A 15,441-nucleotide genomic window follows, 5' to 3' on the forward strand; every position below is an offset into this window, starting at 1 on the left:
CTTACAATACACTATTGTATAAAGAAATGACCATAGTTTGCAACTCCAATTTTATGCAGTGTTATGAAAGCGACAGTGGGAATATGAATAAGGTTATCAGTGATATTAATCGAGACGATCAGCGACACTCTCAAAAAACCCTATTAATGATACAATAGAAGAAAAGCGACCGTAGTAAAAAGAATATTTGGGGGGATGAGCATGGTTAAATCAGTGGACCGGGCCTTGAGGATTGTTAAGATGGTAAGCACAAAAAAAGACGGTTATAGTGTCACGGAACTAGCAGAAAAGCTGGAACTGAATAAAAGTTCCGTGTTCCGGCTGCTCGCCACCCTTATTGAACATGGTTTTATCGAGCAGGACGATGAGACGAAACGTTATCGGCTCGGCTATCAATACCTGGAGTTGAGTGCGAAGCTCCTCGATTCGATGGATATTAGGAAAGAGGCCACACCCTATTTGAAGGAACTGGAAGCGCTGACGAACGAAGTCGTACACCTTGTTATTTATTCTCAGAAAGAAGCGGTCTACATAGAAAAGCTCGAAGGAAATGAAACACTTCGCATGCACTCCCAAGTCGGCAAGCGTGCCCCTATGCATTGCACAAGCGCGGGCAAAACAATTCTTTCCTATCTGCCAGAAAGAGAAGCACGCGATATCTTAAAACAACGCGGACTGCCGGTTCATACAGAGAACACCATCACCGATCCGGATCTTCTGCTTGAAAACTTAAAAGAAATCCGCGAACGTGGCTACGGCCAGGAAGTCGAAGAAAACGAAGTCGGTATCACTTGCATTGCTGCCCCTATTTTTAATTTCCACGGAGATATCACAGGTTCTATCAGCATTTCCGGTCCGACCATTCGCATGGGGGAGGAACGAATCCAAGAGCTGAAAAATCCTCTGATGGAAGCCGGAAGAAAGGTGTCGAAAAGGTTGGGATACAGGGATAACAATAATATAGAATAAACAGGTGTCTTGTTGATAGTAAATAGTAGCTCTTTAGGAAGCAGCGGTCCAAGTGGTCGCTGTTTTTTTAGTTATTGACACTTCCTCTTGTAGAACATATACTATTACCATAAAACCTATAAAACATATAGGGATTAATTAAAGTTGGTGAGTATCGTTATGACGGATGTCGTCATCGAACAAGTGGAAAAGACGTTTTTTGATAAAACGAAAGACACATCGTTTACGGTTTTTCAACATATTGACGCAGAGATTAAGTCTGGTGAATTTGTTTCCTTGCTGGGACCCTCAGGCTGCGGGAAATCGACGCTTTTAAATATCATCGCCGGTCTGGAAAGCCCGACTAAAGGCAAGATTACAGCTGGTGGCGCAGAGGTGACCGGACCGGGGCCGGACCGCGGGGTTGTCTTTCAAGAATCGGCCCTCATGCCATGGCTGTCAGTGTTGGATAACGTCATGTTCGGCCTGCGAAAACGGATGAAGAAGGAAGAAGCAAAAGAAAGAGCAGAATATTTTTTGAAACTGGTACATTTAAGTAAGTTTATTCATGCGTACCCGCACGAACTGTCGGGTGGTATGAAACAGCGCGTTTCCATTGCACGGACGCTCGCTTTTGATCCGGACATTTTATTGATGGATGAACCGTTCGGAGCTTTGGATGAGCAAACGAGATCGATGTTGCACAAAGAAGTGATGTACATCTGGGAGAAAACGAAGAAAACAGTTATTTTCGTAACACACAACATTCGGGAGTCCATCTTGTTGTCGGATCGGATCGTGCTGATGGGAACAAGGCCCGGCCGCATCGTAGAAACATTTGATGTACCACTCGAGCGACCGCGGAAAACGTCGAGTGCAGCGTTTGGCAAACTGGAGGAACAAATTCAGCAGAAGCTTGCCGTTGAAATTGAAAAAGTGATGAAGGAGGAGTTAGGGGATGATTACAACAGTAAGAAGAGTGCTCTTCTTTATCACACTGATCGTGATATGGGAAATCATATATAGGCTGAATCTTTCGTTTGAATTCTTTTCTGTTACTGCCTTTCCTTCCCCGCTCCAATCTGTTCGGGAACTGTATCTTGGTTTTTTTGAGACAGGAATTTTGACTGAAGCACTCGTGACGAGTTTTCAACGGTTGATTGTTGGTTTTGTTATTGCGATTATCGTTGGCTCGCTATTAGGTCTCGTACTAGCGCGTTCAAAATTTGCAGATGAAACGCTTGGCTCTCTCGTAATCGCTCTCCAGTCGATTCCGAGTATTGTGTGGCTGCCAATTATGTTAATGCTATTTGGCGGTGGGAACTCGTCGATTATTATTATTGTCGCTTTAGGCGGCACGTGGGTGATGACCTCGAACATGAGATTAGGCATTAAATCGGTACAGCCGATTTTGATAAGAGCCGCGCGTACAATGGGGTACAAAGGGGCAGAACTCGTCTGGCGGGTGATGATCCCGGCTTCTGTTCCATCTTTTCTCTCGGGGACACGCCTCGCATGGGCATTTGGCTGGCGTGCCTTGATGGCCGCTGAATTAATTGGCTCGGGCGGATTAGGAAGAACATTAATGGACGCCCGTGACTTTTACAATATGAATCTTGTCATCGCGATTATGATCATCATCGCAGTGATCGGGATTATCATGGAGTACGTGATTTTCGACCGCATCGAAAAGAAAGTGTTTGCTCGTTGGGGCTTAGCATAAAATAAGGGGGAGAGTTTCATGAAAAAAGGACTCGTCGTGTTTGTTGTCTCGGTGTTTGCTACGATTGCTACGGCATGTGGCCAGGATGACTCTGCCACAGGGAGCGGCGGAGATGCAGAGCCGATTGAAATTGGCTATTTTCCAAACTTGGATCATGCTGCTGGAATTATTGGAATCCAAGAAGGGTACTTTGAAGAGGAATTAGGAGGAGACAACGTAACGTTCAAGAACTTTCCAAACGGAAATGATTTCATTGAAGCACTTGACTCTGGATCACTTGACATAGGGTATGTCGGCCCAGGTCCGGTCATTAACTACTTTTTATCTGGCGGCGACGTTAACATATTAAGCGGAGCCGCAAATGGGGCTACCTTAATCGTTTCAAGTGAAGACTCTGGCATTAAAAGCTTGGATGATTTCGACGGAAAGTCTTTCTGTACCCCTGGAAACGGATGTACACACAACGTGCAATTGGAAATTATGTTGAAAGAGCTGGGATTGGAATCGAACCGGGTTGGCGGGACCGTTGAGCATCAATCACGCGTCGATCCAGCTTCCATGATGGTTCGCTTTGAGCAGGGAGAAGTGGATGCGGCCGCTGCACCGGAGCCGTGGGGGACGTATCTCGTAGAAGAGCTGAACGCGAACGTCGTAACCGAATGGAACCAAGTCTTTCTAGGAGAGACACTTCCAAGTGTTGTCCTCGTGACATCAGAGGAATTTATGAACTCCCACCCTGAGCAAGTGAAAGCGGTCCTTGCTGCTCACCAAAAAGCGGTTGACTTTGCAAAAGAAAATGAAAAAGAGACCTTAACCGCGGTTAATGACTTAATCTATGAGCTTTCGCAGACAAAGTTCTCCGATGACGTGTTGACGAAAGCATGGGGGCGCATGAACATTACCTCCGATGTGTCTGGCGAAGCCCTGCAAAGTTGGGCCGATGCCTCCTATGAACTAGACTTCCTTGATGAGAAGCCAAATCTAGAAGGACTCGTTGACACTTCCCTGATTGAAAGTCTTTCGGAAGAAAAGTCACAATAACAACAACTCCGAAACCCTGAAAACAATTTCTATGACATGCCTACTTCCAAACCGGAAATAGGCATGTTTTATTGTAATATTGATTAAGAGCAGTATGTTTTTATTAATATAATGCTTTGTCAAACTTTGTTACTATTTGTGGTAATATAGGATAGAATAATTAACAGTCAGAATAATTTATACATATTAAGAGAGGGAAATCATGATCTATGTAAAAAATACACCTAATAATACTGGGGTAACTGTCTATGGGGATTATTTAGATTTTGAAACTCTTTACGAATCGTTACATACGATTGTTGGAAATGAAGATGAATGGGAGAGATATGAAGGCGCGCGGCTGAGAGTGCTGGCGGTTTGTTATGATATCCGTCATTCACTCATGGGCGACCGTGACATAACGTTTGTTGACAATGGATTGGATAAGGACAAGATGCGATACCAGTCGACCATTGCAAATGAGAAAAATGTTTATTTATCATTCAATGTACTGTGGCCTGAAATTCTTTTCGTAACGATGACGTTAAATGATTTTGTAAGTCTTTATGCATATAAGCAAGTTAATCATGATTACCGCACGATCCTAGACTATCGTAATATTTGGGATGCACCCATTGCGCGTGTTCGCAACTTTCAGGCTGCCATTGGAACGTGCATCAAAGAAACGATACCTTCAACCTCCATTAACAGGGTCTTAAGATTGATGAACCGTGATTACACGTGGTCCGATAACTATGTCACTCAGTACCTGGATGAGTTGAACTGTAGATTCATTGATATGGATAGCGAGAAACGTTTAAAGAACATAACGATTATGGCGAAGCGTATCGCGGAAAAAGGACGGGAGTATCAGGAGGTAGAATATGCTGTAATGGAGGCTGCAATAAGATATAAGTGTCATCCGACAGATCTTGAATCCGTCGTTGAATATCCAGAAGTCATTGAGTGGTAATTCAGATCCCGAATTGTGCTCTTCTTTCTGAGTGGATGACTATAAGATAAAGAAAGGATTTTGTTTTGAAATGGAGGATAAGGTTAAAGAGCTTTCCTTGCTATTATTATACCTAACATCGTGGGAAGAAGATGAGCTTCCCGTCGAGTCAAGAAGAAGCTGGAAGGGCTATCCCTTTGATATTTTAAATGAATTAACGGATAAGGATTTAATTCGAGGGAGCAAGCGCTCTAAATCAGTTTCCTTAACTGAAGCAGGAATCAAAGAGGCGCAGGTTCTAGTCGATAAATATCTGAAATAATAGGGGTTAGAAGCGCTATATGAATATAATCTTGACAGAGTGACTTTAGAACAAGTAAGGATCCTTGCAGGTGCTTACTTGTTCTATATTACTTCAAGCTACTCACCAAAAGCTTCCGGAAGCATCTTGAAGCCGTCAATCTCCGCATCCTCTTCCACTTCAATCATAATACAGCGTTTCCCTTTGTAGTTGACTTGCCTAACGTACTCTAGGTCCTGCGGGCTAATGGAGATGTTAGCTATTTTTGTATTAATTTTAATCGATTTTGATTTATATTTGGGAACGATATTGCTTGCTTTAATCTCGTAGTCTTCTTCATCCGTGATTCGCTGAAAGGCTGTTTTTACTTTTTCCGAATTGACTTGTTCGCCGCTTTGATTCAAAACTCGTTCTACGTCTTTGTAGTCGAGGGTCGGAGGAGAATCTTCCTCACTTTCTTCAACGACACGGTTGATTTCCCCGTACATATTGGCAAGCGTAGCGGGGTTAAGCTGGTCTCCTATAACGTCTCTGATAACTTCCTCGAACAATGCTTTGTCTTCTTGCGCTGTCATGATGTCTTCTCCGTTTAATACATCCTCTATAAATCGGTAGTCAGGCTCGTTCGCTTTACCTGCTGCGTATAAAATGTGGTTTACATCAGAGGCCCCGTCTGTAATAGCGGGGAAAAGAAATCCTGACAGCGGATTTTTGAGATCAATAACCGGATCTGCCTCAATCTTGTATTTGAATTCCTTTTCGATATAGTCAAACTGGATTTCTTTTTTTGGCTCCTCTGTTTTGTTGATACTACAAAGAATAAAGGGGTTGGAATAAACAGCATCTCTTTCACTTTCCTCCGCTTCTTCATTCCGTTTTTTCGTTGGTTTCAAGTATTCGGCGCGAATGAAAGTGATAACAATATCCCGTTCATGCGGCTGGTCTTCTATCATCTTTTGTGTCATGAGGAGCATCTGTTCCTTCCAATCTTCTTCCCCAGTGCTTAGTAAGCCTTTATGCAAAATGAGTTGGCTGGAATTCTCTGCATCACGCTTAAATTTTAGTTCGAATAATTTTTCATCTAGTTGACCTGTCAGTACTTTCTTGAAATTATTCATGAACAGCTCTTGCTGATCTCGGTCGAGTAGGGCAAACGGTTGCATTTGGTGATGATAAATTTCGGTTGATTCCTTCATGATGTATACGTTGAAAATGTTAGAGATTTTCAGTAAGTCATTATCCATTTTCAATTGTCGCCGGATACCCGCTATGTCCTTTTTATCCATCTATCGTTCACTCCTGCGCTACTTAATTTCATTCTATGAATGTCCATCTTACCACAAGAATTCTTTCCAAATGGGAGGAAATACGCATTAAAAATGCGCAAAAAACAACGCCGGCTCTTTTAGATACCGGCGCTTCCTCCTTTTGTAAAGTGAGGTGGGATGTGGTGAGTCTTTTCTAAGATTAATAGATAATTTTTCCGGGCTGCTTTAATGTAGCGTACGATAATCCAAACGGTTAGGGCAGCCTGAACGGCAAATAGGACGTATAGAAGTGGTGGTGAATTAGTATTGATGAGGAGTAAGACTGCGAACCATAAGACTTCAGGAATGAAAGTTTTAATATCACGTATAATTAAAGTCATAGCAAGGGTAATAATAGCGGTAATTAACACGAAGCCTCCAAAATTAATGTTGAACATTTCCATTCTAATCAACCTGCCTTTCTTTTTAAGTTCTTATACTTCTTTTCCTGTACTACTTGTAATTCTGTCTGCCACATAACTTGTCCGCCTTCATTAATCATCCGATCAATTCCTTCGTAACAGCTGCAAGTTACTCTGTTCTCCCGTTGCATGTGTGCCGCCTCGTTTGCTTTCTTTGTATCTTCATTATAAAAGAGCTCCTGGATCGTTTATTTGATTCGTATCAAGTTTTGAAAAAATAATAGAAAAAAGTTATCAGAACAATTGAAAAGGAAAAAAAGTCATGGTATCATTTTAATTATAAGAAACAGGGTTTCGTAATAAGCAACAAGGTAGAGAGAGGGGAGAGGCGTACGATGTCTAGTTATATCCAGATTGCTGATCTAAAGGTGGCCAAAGAGTTATATGCTTTTATTAATGAGGAAGCCATACCGGGAACGGGACTAGGTACGGATGAATTCTGGCAAGGTTTTGCCGGGCTGATTCACGAATTGTCACCTGAGAACAAAGCACTTTTAGAAAAACGGATAGACTTACAAGAAAAAATAAATACATGGCACAAAGATAATAAAAGGTCATTCGACTTCAAGGCGTACAAGACATTTTTACAAGATATTGGGTATTTAGAGCCGGAAGTGGAAAATTTTGAAGTAACAACGGAAAACGTGGATGATGAGATTGCGGTACAGGCCGGTTCGCAGCTTGTGGTGCCGATGAGTAACGCCCGTTATGCTTTGAATGCAGCGAATGCCCGCTGGGGAAGCTTGTATGATGCGCTTTACGGAACTGATGCGATCCCAGAAGAAAACGGGGCAGAGCGTACGAATTCGTATAATCCAGTTCGCGGGGAAAGAGTCATTGAGTATGCGAAGCGTTTTCTTGATGAGACAGCACCGCTTGCGGAAGGGTCTCATGGGGATGCAGCGTCCTATGTGATTGCTGAAGGCAACGTCCGCGTGACACTTGAAAACGGCACAGAGACGGGCTTGCGCGAGGAAGCCAAATTTGCCGGATATCAAGGGGAAGCAAGTACACCGTCTGCAATATTGATTGAAAACAACGGCATTCATTTTGAGATTCAAATCGACCGCAGCCATCCGATCGGCAAGACGGACAAAGCAGGGGTAAAAGACATCTTAATGGAATCAGCATTATCAACGTTAATGGACTGCGAGGATTCCGTTTCTACCGTGGATGCGGAGGATAAGGTGCTGGTGTATCGTAACTGGCTTGGCCTTACAAAGGGAAATCTAACAACAACGTTTAAAAAAGGTAGCTCAACGGTGACACGTGCAATGAATCCGGACCGCGTCTATAAGAATCCAGCCGGTGAAGAGATTACACGGAACGGCCGCTCGAAAATGTTTGTCCGCAATGTTGGCCACTTGACTACGATCCAAGCAATTTTAGATAAGAACGGCGACGAAATTCCAGAAGGGATTCTTGACGGGGTTGTAACGAGTTTAATCGCCAAACATGATTTATTAGGGAACGGTGTTTACCGTAATTCGGAAAAGGGTTCCATTTATATCGTAAAGCCGAAAATGCACGGCTCCGAAGAAGTTGCATTTGCAGCGAAGTTATTTTCAAAGATTGAAGACTTGCTCGGTCTGGAGCGCTATACGCTGAAAATGGGGGTCATGGATGAAGAGCGCCGCACCTCATTGAATCTAAAAGCATGTATCCGTGAAGCGAAAGAGCGCGTGGCGTTTATTAACACAGGTTTCTTGGATCGAACAGGAGATGAGATTCACACATCGATGGAAGCGGGTCCAATGATACGCAAGGCAGACATGAAAAAGACTGTCTGGCTAGATGCGTATGAAAAATCGAACGTGTACCGCGGTTTAGAGACGGGTCTCCAAGGCCATGCCCAAATTGGGAAAGGTATGTGGGCGATGCCGGATATGATGGCTGCCATGTTGGAGCAGAAAATCGGTCAGGTGAAGGCTGGCGCTAATACAGCGTGGGTACCGTCACCAACCGCTGCTACACTTCATGCGCTTCACTACCATCAAGTGGACGTGAAAGCCGTCCAAAATGAGCTGAAAAAGCACTTGGAACATGTAGAAGATGATATGTTACAAATCCCAGTCGCTGACAACCCGAACTGGAGTCCGGAAGAAATTCAGCAGGAGCTTGATAATAACGCGCAAGGAATCCTCGGTTATGTTGTCCGCTGGATTGACATGGGTGTAGGTTGCTCCAAAGTACCAGATATTAATAATATCGGATTAATGGAAGACCGTGCAACACTTCGGATTTCGAGCCAACATATGGCGAACTGGCTGCATCACGGCATTTGTACAGAAGAGCAGGCCATGGAAACGATGAAGCGGATGGCCAAAGTGGTCGACGAACAAAATGCGGGTGACCCGGAATACCAGCCGATGTCCGCTGACTTTGAGCGTTCGATCGCCTTCCAAGCAGCATGTGATCTTGTCTTTAAAGGATATGAGCAGCCAAATGGATACACAGAGCCGATCCTACATGCTCGCCGTCTTGAGGTAAAAGAACAAGCGCTTGCTCAAAAATGATAAAAAGCTGTCTCTCCAACGCGGGAGGCAGCTTTTTTAGTTATATTCGTTTTAACTTTGTAAGTCTAGGGTGGACCATGACGTCGTGAAAAGTACGAACCTAGAAAACAGCAGCGTCAAAGTGTGCCAATGTAGTCGTAAAAAGAGCGAACTTCAGAAATAGCAACGTCAAAGCGAGCCAATGGGGTCATGAAAAGAGCAAACTTCAAAAACAGATGCATCATAGCGTTTCAACGGAGTCGTAAAAAGCATGAACTCTAAAAATAACGACGTCACAGGCTTCCCATGGTGTGTTGAAAAGAATGACCATCTAAAATAGTGATGTCATCGTAGACCAATGATGTTGTAAAAGTCATCATGCCCTATTCTTTCGCAGCGTCAATTTTCGCCGAAGCCGGTCCAAAATACAGATTCACATACTTGGAGTTCCTTTTTCGTATGAAATTTTTCATTCCACACAAGCTAGGGGAGAGGTGAGAAAAATGGATCCTAAAGATAAAAAGAAGAAAAAGCTAACTGCAAAGGCTGATTCAGCGATAGAAGAAGCGGTGAAAAACGGACTGCAAGCAGATCACCCGTTTCAAACAGAAGCACGATATAATGGAGAAACTGATAGCAGTATCCAAGCGCTACAAAAGGCAAATGCAGATCTTGCTGAAAAAGAAACCCAACAAACCTTTCGAAATTCCTAAATCCGCCAACTTACGCTGCAAATATGCCGTCTAGAAAGAACAAAGCTGGTCTGCAGAAAAGGAATAACGTTGTGAAATGTGGATTCACAAAAATAATGACTCCATAGGGAGCGAATGGCGTTGCGAAATGGAGGGTTTACTGTAATAACAACGTTATAGGCAGTGAATGAGGTCATGAAATTTCGAATTTGTTAAAATAATGACCTCATAGAGCACGAATGATGTCATGAAACCCAAAAATTTCTGAAATGACAACTTTAATGGGATTAGAGGATGCTTCATAACTGCAGCTTCGTTAGAATAGCGACATCAAGGAGTGTATGGCGCAACGAAACTATCGTAACATCAAAAACGATATTCATATGTAAACAAAAAAAGAGAGACGGGAAATGGTAATGGGTGCCCGCTCTCTTTTTTCTTTTCCAGTTTAAAACAACAGGTTCGGCAACCAGGTAACGAGGGATGGGAAGAGGGTTAATATTACAATCCCGAGTCCAAGCAGGAATACGTAGGGGATCGATCCTTTGATAATGTCATTGGTTGGTATATCTGGGGCAATACCTTTCACGACGAAGATGTTAAGCCCAACAGGAGGTGTAATCAAGCCCATTTCCATATTTAACGTCATGACAATCCCGAACCAGATAGGATCAAAACCAAGACCGGTAATGATCGGGAACAGGATAGGAGTTGTCATTAAAATAATCGCTGCCGGGGGCAAGAAAAACCCTAACACAAGCAGAAACAGGTTGATGAAAATTAAAATCATCCATTTGGACATGTCGAGGCTGGTAATATAGTTTGCCAAGTCTTGCGGAATATGGAGATAACTCATGGTCGTCCCAATTAACGCGGAGAAGGCAATGATCATTAATACCATCGTGCTTTCCTTCGTTGAATCAAGCAAGAGACTCATTAGTTTCTTCCATGTCATGGAGCGATAAACAACAATAACCATAATGAGAGCAAGAACAGCACCGAAAGCAGCAGCTTCACTTGGTGTAGCAATACCCATATAAAGAGCGACCAGGACACCGACAATCAACAACAGAAATGGAAGAACGTGGACGAGCGAAGCAAACCGATTTTTCCATGAGAAATCGACAGATGGTGCTTCTGGTACCTCGTCTGCAGGCTCTGCTGCAGCAGACAATTCTACTTGTTGTGGTTGTTTTTTTTCAAAACGGGTTGCTATAAAAATCCAAATACAGAAGATAATAACGACTAAGATTCCTGGGATAACTCCAGCGACGAATAACTGTCCAATCGATTCTTCCACAGCAATTCCGTATAAAATGAGCGTAACACTCGGTGGAATCAAAATACCAAGAGTACCGCCTGCAACAACAGCTCCTGTTGCAATTTGATTCGAATAGCCCCATTTTTTCATTTGCGGGATGGCAACTTTTCCAATGGCCGCAGCAGTTGCCGGGCTTGACCCCGAAAGAGCGGCAAATAGGGCGGAAGATACGACACTGCTGATTGCCAACCCTCCGGAAATTCTCCCAGTCCAAACTTGAGCGGTGTTAAATAAATCGGTACTCGCCCGGGAACCGGAAAAGATCCCGCCCATCAAAATAAATAAAGGGATCGCCAATAGCGCAAAGTTATCTAAAGATCCGTAAAGAAAATCTCCCACTTGATTAAAAACATTAATATCTAAAAAGAGCAGAATTGACCCTACTGCTATGATTCCTAAAGCAAAAGCAATGGGGATCCCCGTTAACATTAGAGCTAACGTGGCCACTCCCATGATGATTCCTATCGTTAAGGAAGACAATAGTATTCACTCCTTTTCGTCTGTAATGGTTGAATTAGGATGACGCACCGTTATTTTTAAAGTGGCTTGCTTCCTCATAGAGAATGGCCAAAAATTGTAAGCTTAACAGGGTCATGCCGAGTGGAAGGATGAAATAAGGAAATGTTAGCGGCGGAGCCCATAACGAAGAAGATGTCCATCCTTGTTCAGTGACATGCCACCATAACGCCCATGCTTTCCAGGAAAGAACGATCGTTAATAAGATACTCAAGAAAGAAGTCACAATCCGGATGGCACTTTTCCCACGCGGAGAAAGTTTTTCCACAATAACGTCAACCCCAACATGGGAGCCGTGTTTCAGGCCATAGGAAGCTCCAATAAAAGTAGCAAACATGAGCAGGTACACGCTTAATTCAGTCTGCCAAATCGTCGGTTTACCGAGGACGAAGCGAACAAAAACTTGATAGACGATAATGAGAGTGGCTAAAAAGATGGAGATACCACCAAGGTAGCCGCTAATTTCACTAATCCAATTAATGAATTTCACCCAAGCGGGTTTCTTTTTCGGTTCGGTGTTCATATGACGATATACCTCCTTTTAAAAGAGTGGTTGTGTAGCATGTCGTTTTCCTTGTCACTTTGACAACATCGATTCTGACAAAACATTGAAAAAAACAAGCGCCCAAGCAGATTATCATAGTTTTATCCTCTCGCACCTTTCAGGTTGATAAACGAAAAGGCTGGGACAACAACTAGAACAGCTGGGCGCTGGGGGTATTGCTATGAGGAGAGCAACAATACCTTTTTACTTACTGCAACATTACTCTTCATTTTGGACTTTTTTAGCTAACTCTAGTAATTCTTCACCGTTTTCAACGTTTTCAGCCCATTTTTCCCAAACAGGCTCAGCTAATTCAAGCCACTCATCAAAAGCTTCATCCGGCATGTCTACCACATTTAAGCCTTCTTCTTTGAAAAGTTCAGTAACCCGTTTATCATCTTCTTCAGATGCTTCGTACGCCCATGGCTGCAAATCTGCAGCTACTTCCTCAAAGAGCTGCTGTTGTTCTGGCGGTAACTTTTCCCAGCTGTCCATGCTTATGACTAACGGCTCTGCCATGAACCAGAATGTATTTTCAGAAGACGTAGTGAAAGACTTAATTTGTTCCTGCAAGTTATAAGAAGCAAAAGAGGAGTTAGAAGTAATGCCAGCATCTAAAACTCCTGTTTGGAAAGCTGAATACATTTCAGAGGATGCCATGCTTGTGATGCTTGCTCCAGCATTTTTAAGCATTTCTTCCACTCGGGCACCGGCTGCGCGCATCGTTACATTACCGACATCATCCGGTGTAACGATCGGATCTCCGGTGTTGCCGATTGCACCAGCATTCCAAACCCAAACGAGGATTTTCATTCCGTTTTCTTCGGCGATTTCTTCAATTCTTTCTCCGATCTCGGAAGTCTCCCACGCTTTAGCCTGTTCATGATTCCGCACCATGGCAGGCATTAAAGTAATCCCGAATTCCGGTACTTTACCACCCGCATAATCTAATGGGAAAACCGACATGTCAAGAGAGCCGTTTAACATTGCGTCATATTGTTCTTTTGCACCGACTAATGAAGAAGATGGATAAGTGGAAAAGGTGACTTCACCATCCGACTTTTCCTCCACTTGTTGTACAAACTTTTCTGCCAATTGTGAGCGAAAGTCACCTTCTTCCGGTGTTGCTTTTGGCCATTGGTGGGAAAGTTTCAGCTCTACCGAACTGCCGCCTTCATCTCCACCTTCCGCATTGTCACCGGAACCATTGTCTGAACCTTCACTTAGACCGCAGCCTACCATGACACTCATTAACAACGCAATTGGCACAGTTGTAAACAAACTTTTTTTAAATTTCTTCATAAAAAAACCCCCTAAAATAAATTGTCTTTCTAGAAAAACGTTCCCTCACACCTCCTGAAGTTGTAAACGCTTACCACACAAGATGCGTCAACTGTCGACTGAGAAAAGCTTGTATTAAAATTATAATAAAAAAATAAAAAATTGCAACAAGTTTTTAAAAGAAACATAGCAAGGGATAAAAATCTAACATATCTAATCATATATACATTTGGGTAGTCAGATAGCGCACTGAATTAACGTATTTATCAACTTTTTGCAATTAATAAAAAAATTTTATAATGAATGATTTTTTTGTTGATTATTTTAAAAGTTGGGTTTATAGTGTAGGTATTAAATCATCGACTGTCGACAGTCCACTAAATGACTTACAAGGTATCGACGTCTATAGCTGTACAGGATAGGGGGCGCCGCCGTGAAGGAACAACGGACGATCGATAATAATTCTTTGTCTCACATCATCGCAGAAAAAATTACCGAGCAGATTATGACGGGGGAACTAAAACCCGGCGAAAAAGTAGTGGAGACCGTGTATGCTGACGAGTTTGGGACGAGCCGAGCTCCTATCCGAGAAGCGTTGTATTTGCTTACGATTGAGGGATTGATTGAGCGTACTCCACGAAAAGGAGCGACAGTAAAAGGGTACACGGAGGCCGAGATTTATGATCTATTAGAAATTAGAATGATGCTCGAAGCGCTTGCGATGGAGCGGATTGCCGTGATGCCGGCAGAGGAAATATGTGTAGATAAAATGGAGAAACTAATTCCTGAAATGGAAAAAGCAGAGCAGGACAATATTGAATATGCCAAGCTTAACCAGGAGTACCATCTTGCTCTTATCGAAATGACGAAAAGTGAAATTATTAAAGGCATGTACAGTCGTCTTGGTTTGCCGCTGCTCTCTTTACAGCGAATGACTTTTTTGGAAGAAAAAAATACTCACAAATCGGTCCGTGAACATCGCCTAATTAATAAACTGCTACGAGAGCACAACGTAGCGGAAGCAAAAGATGTCCTTCAGAAGCATAATGCCGATGTCATTGAACGTGTGAAAAGTAAGCTTTCAAAAAAAGAATAAATGGAGAAAGGGGACCCACATTCCCATGCGAGTATCAATCAGCAGAGTTGAAAAAAATGGTAAGATTACCCTCCAAGAAAGTGGTGGCATTGCGATCGTAACGATCCATCGCCCGGCTGCAAAAAACGCAATGACAGCGAACATGTGGAAGGAATTAGCTGCCCTCGGAAAAAGAATTCCGAAAAACGAAAAGACGCGAGTCGTTATTTTGCGTGGGGCAGAAGGACTTTTTACAGCTGGTTCGGACATTAAGGAATTTAATCGAATGTCGATTGATGAAGCAAATGAGTCATTTGGTTATATGGAAGAGGCAATTTCTACTTTTGAAGAAATTGAGCTTCCGACCGTCGGCGTCATTAGCGGACCGGCGATGGGAGCAGGTTTTGAACTGGCGCTTGCCTGTGACCTTCGTATTGGAACGCCGCGGACGAAAATGGGTATGCCGATTGGCCGCCTTGGAATTACTCTAAGTAAATCATTTGTGAAACGAATTGTCGATTTAATTGGGCCAAGTAAAATGAAGGATCTCGTTTACACTGGCAGACTCCTGAATCCAGTGGAATGTAGGGATTGGGGACTGGTTAATTATCTGCTTGACGAGGATACGAACGCGGACAATTATGCCATTTCGCTTGCGAATATTATTAAAGAACAATCGCCAGCGTCATTGCGTGCAGCCAAGGAAAGCGCGGCATTTGCCAACTCACGACTCGATATTCCTTTGAAAAGTACGTTTGAGAAAAGTGCTCATCCCGTTGATTTTCCGGAAGGAGTCCGGGCTTTTGTTGAAAAACGGAAACCGAATTTTCAATCACGTTAACAA

Annotated in this window: 16 protein-coding genes; 10 read left to right on the forward strand and 6 right to left on the reverse strand. The window is 43.1% G+C overall.

What is annotated here, in order from left to right:
* The first annotated feature begins 201 nt into the window (after positions 1-201).
* The 6 genes from LOR49_RS11410 (at position 202) to LOR49_RS11435 (ending at position 4,965) form a co-directional block, all read left to right on the forward strand.
* Positions 202-969, forward strand: coding sequence for an IclR family transcriptional regulator (locus LOR49_RS11410; RefSeq protein ID WP_240376829.1), 768 nt, complete (start codon positions 202-204; stop codon positions 967-969).
* 159 nt (positions 970-1,128) lie between these two features.
* A complete protein-coding gene (locus LOR49_RS11415) occupies positions 1,129-1,974 on the forward strand; it encodes an ABC transporter ATP-binding protein (protein WP_240376874.1) in 846 nt (281 codons plus the stop codon).
* Complete coding sequence (locus LOR49_RS11420) at positions 1,907-2,671, forward strand: ABC transporter permease (RefSeq protein WP_240376830.1); 765 nt, start codon at positions 1,907-1,909, stop codon at positions 2,669-2,671. The genes LOR49_RS11415 and LOR49_RS11420 overlap by 68 nt, the downstream gene beginning before the upstream one ends.
* An 18-nt stretch (positions 2,672-2,689) precedes the next feature.
* Positions 2,690-3,712 carry an aliphatic sulfonate ABC transporter substrate-binding protein gene (locus tag LOR49_RS11425; protein ID WP_240376831.1) on the forward strand — a complete coding sequence of 341 codons (1,023 nt, stop codon included), beginning with the start codon at positions 2,690-2,692 and terminating at the stop codon, positions 3,710-3,712.
* Between the two features lie 202 nt (positions 3,713-3,914).
* A complete protein-coding gene (locus LOR49_RS11430) occupies positions 3,915-4,664 on the forward strand; it encodes a DUF6904 family protein (RefSeq protein ID WP_240376832.1) in 750 nt (249 codons plus the stop codon).
* Positions 4,665-4,734: 70 nt separating this feature from the next.
* Positions 4,735-4,965 (forward strand): DUF6429 family protein, encoded by a 231-nt coding sequence (locus LOR49_RS11435; RefSeq protein WP_240376833.1) that lies wholly within the window; start codon positions 4,735-4,737, stop codon positions 4,963-4,965.
* Positions 4,966-5,063: 98 nt separating this feature from the next.
* Here LOR49_RS11435 and LOR49_RS11440 read toward each other — a convergent pair whose 3' ends face one another.
* The 3 genes from LOR49_RS11440 to LOR49_RS11450 all read right to left on the reverse strand — a co-directional run bounded on the left by LOR49_RS11440 (position 5,064) and on the right by LOR49_RS11450 (position 6,804).
* Positions 5,064-6,230: a DUF4317 domain-containing protein gene (locus LOR49_RS11440; RefSeq protein WP_240376834.1), complete on the reverse strand. Its 1,167-nt coding sequence runs from the start codon at positions 6,228-6,230 to the stop codon at positions 5,064-5,066.
* A 119-nt stretch (positions 6,231-6,349) separates the two neighbouring features.
* A complete protein-coding gene (locus tag LOR49_RS11445) occupies positions 6,350-6,655 on the reverse strand; it encodes a hypothetical protein (protein WP_240376835.1) in 306 nt (101 codons plus the stop codon).
* Positions 6,656-6,660: 5 nt separating this feature from the next.
* Complete coding sequence (locus tag LOR49_RS11450; RefSeq protein WP_240376836.1) at positions 6,661-6,804, reverse strand: hypothetical protein; 144 nt, start codon at positions 6,802-6,804, stop codon at positions 6,661-6,663.
* Positions 6,805-7,008: 204 nt separating this feature from the next.
* On the opposite strand from LOR49_RS11450, the gene LOR49_RS11455 reads away from it, so the two are divergent.
* Entirely contained in the window at positions 7,009-9,189 is a 2,181-nt protein-coding gene (locus tag LOR49_RS11455; RefSeq protein ID WP_240376837.1) for a malate synthase G, read from the forward strand.
* A 482-nt stretch (positions 9,190-9,671) separates the two neighbouring features.
* The gene (locus LOR49_RS11460) at positions 9,672-9,881 is read left to right on the forward strand and encodes a hypothetical protein (RefSeq protein WP_240376838.1); all 210 of its coding nucleotides are present in this window, start codon (positions 9,672-9,674) and stop codon (positions 9,879-9,881) included.
* Positions 9,882-10,308: 427 nt separating this feature from the next.
* Here LOR49_RS11460 and LOR49_RS11465 read toward each other — a convergent pair whose 3' ends face one another.
* The 3 genes from LOR49_RS11465 to dctP form a co-directional block, all read right to left on the reverse strand.
* Positions 10,309-11,661 carry a TRAP transporter large permease gene (locus LOR49_RS11465; protein ID WP_240376839.1) on the reverse strand — a complete coding sequence of 451 codons (1,353 nt, stop codon included), beginning with the start codon at positions 11,659-11,661 and terminating at the stop codon, positions 10,309-10,311.
* Between the two features lie 34 nt (positions 11,662-11,695).
* Positions 11,696-12,220, reverse strand: coding sequence for a TRAP transporter small permease (locus LOR49_RS11470; protein ID WP_240376840.1), 525 nt, complete (start codon positions 12,218-12,220; stop codon positions 11,696-11,698).
* Positions 12,221-12,460: 240 nt separating this feature from the next.
* The gene (dctP, locus tag LOR49_RS11475) at positions 12,461-13,543 is read right to left on the reverse strand and encodes a TRAP transporter substrate-binding protein DctP (protein ID WP_240376841.1); all 1,083 of its coding nucleotides are present in this window, start codon (positions 13,541-13,543) and stop codon (positions 12,461-12,463) included.
* Between the two features lie 412 nt (positions 13,544-13,955).
* Between dctP and LOR49_RS11480 the strand changes: the two genes are divergently transcribed.
* Positions 13,956-14,618 carry a GntR family transcriptional regulator gene (locus tag LOR49_RS11480; protein WP_240376842.1) on the forward strand — a complete coding sequence of 221 codons (663 nt, stop codon included), beginning with the start codon at positions 13,956-13,958 and terminating at the stop codon, positions 14,616-14,618.
* A 25-nt stretch (positions 14,619-14,643) separates the two neighbouring features.
* Positions 14,644-15,438 (forward strand): enoyl-CoA hydratase/isomerase family protein, encoded by a 795-nt coding sequence (locus LOR49_RS11485; RefSeq protein WP_240376843.1) that lies wholly within the window; start codon positions 14,644-14,646, stop codon positions 15,436-15,438.
* Positions 15,439-15,441 lie beyond the last annotated feature (3 nt).

The sequence above is a fragment of the Bacillus piscicola genome, from assembly GCF_022458745.1.
Lineage (GTDB): Bacteria > Bacillota > Bacilli > Bacillales > Marinococcaceae > Alteribacillus_A > Alteribacillus_A piscicola.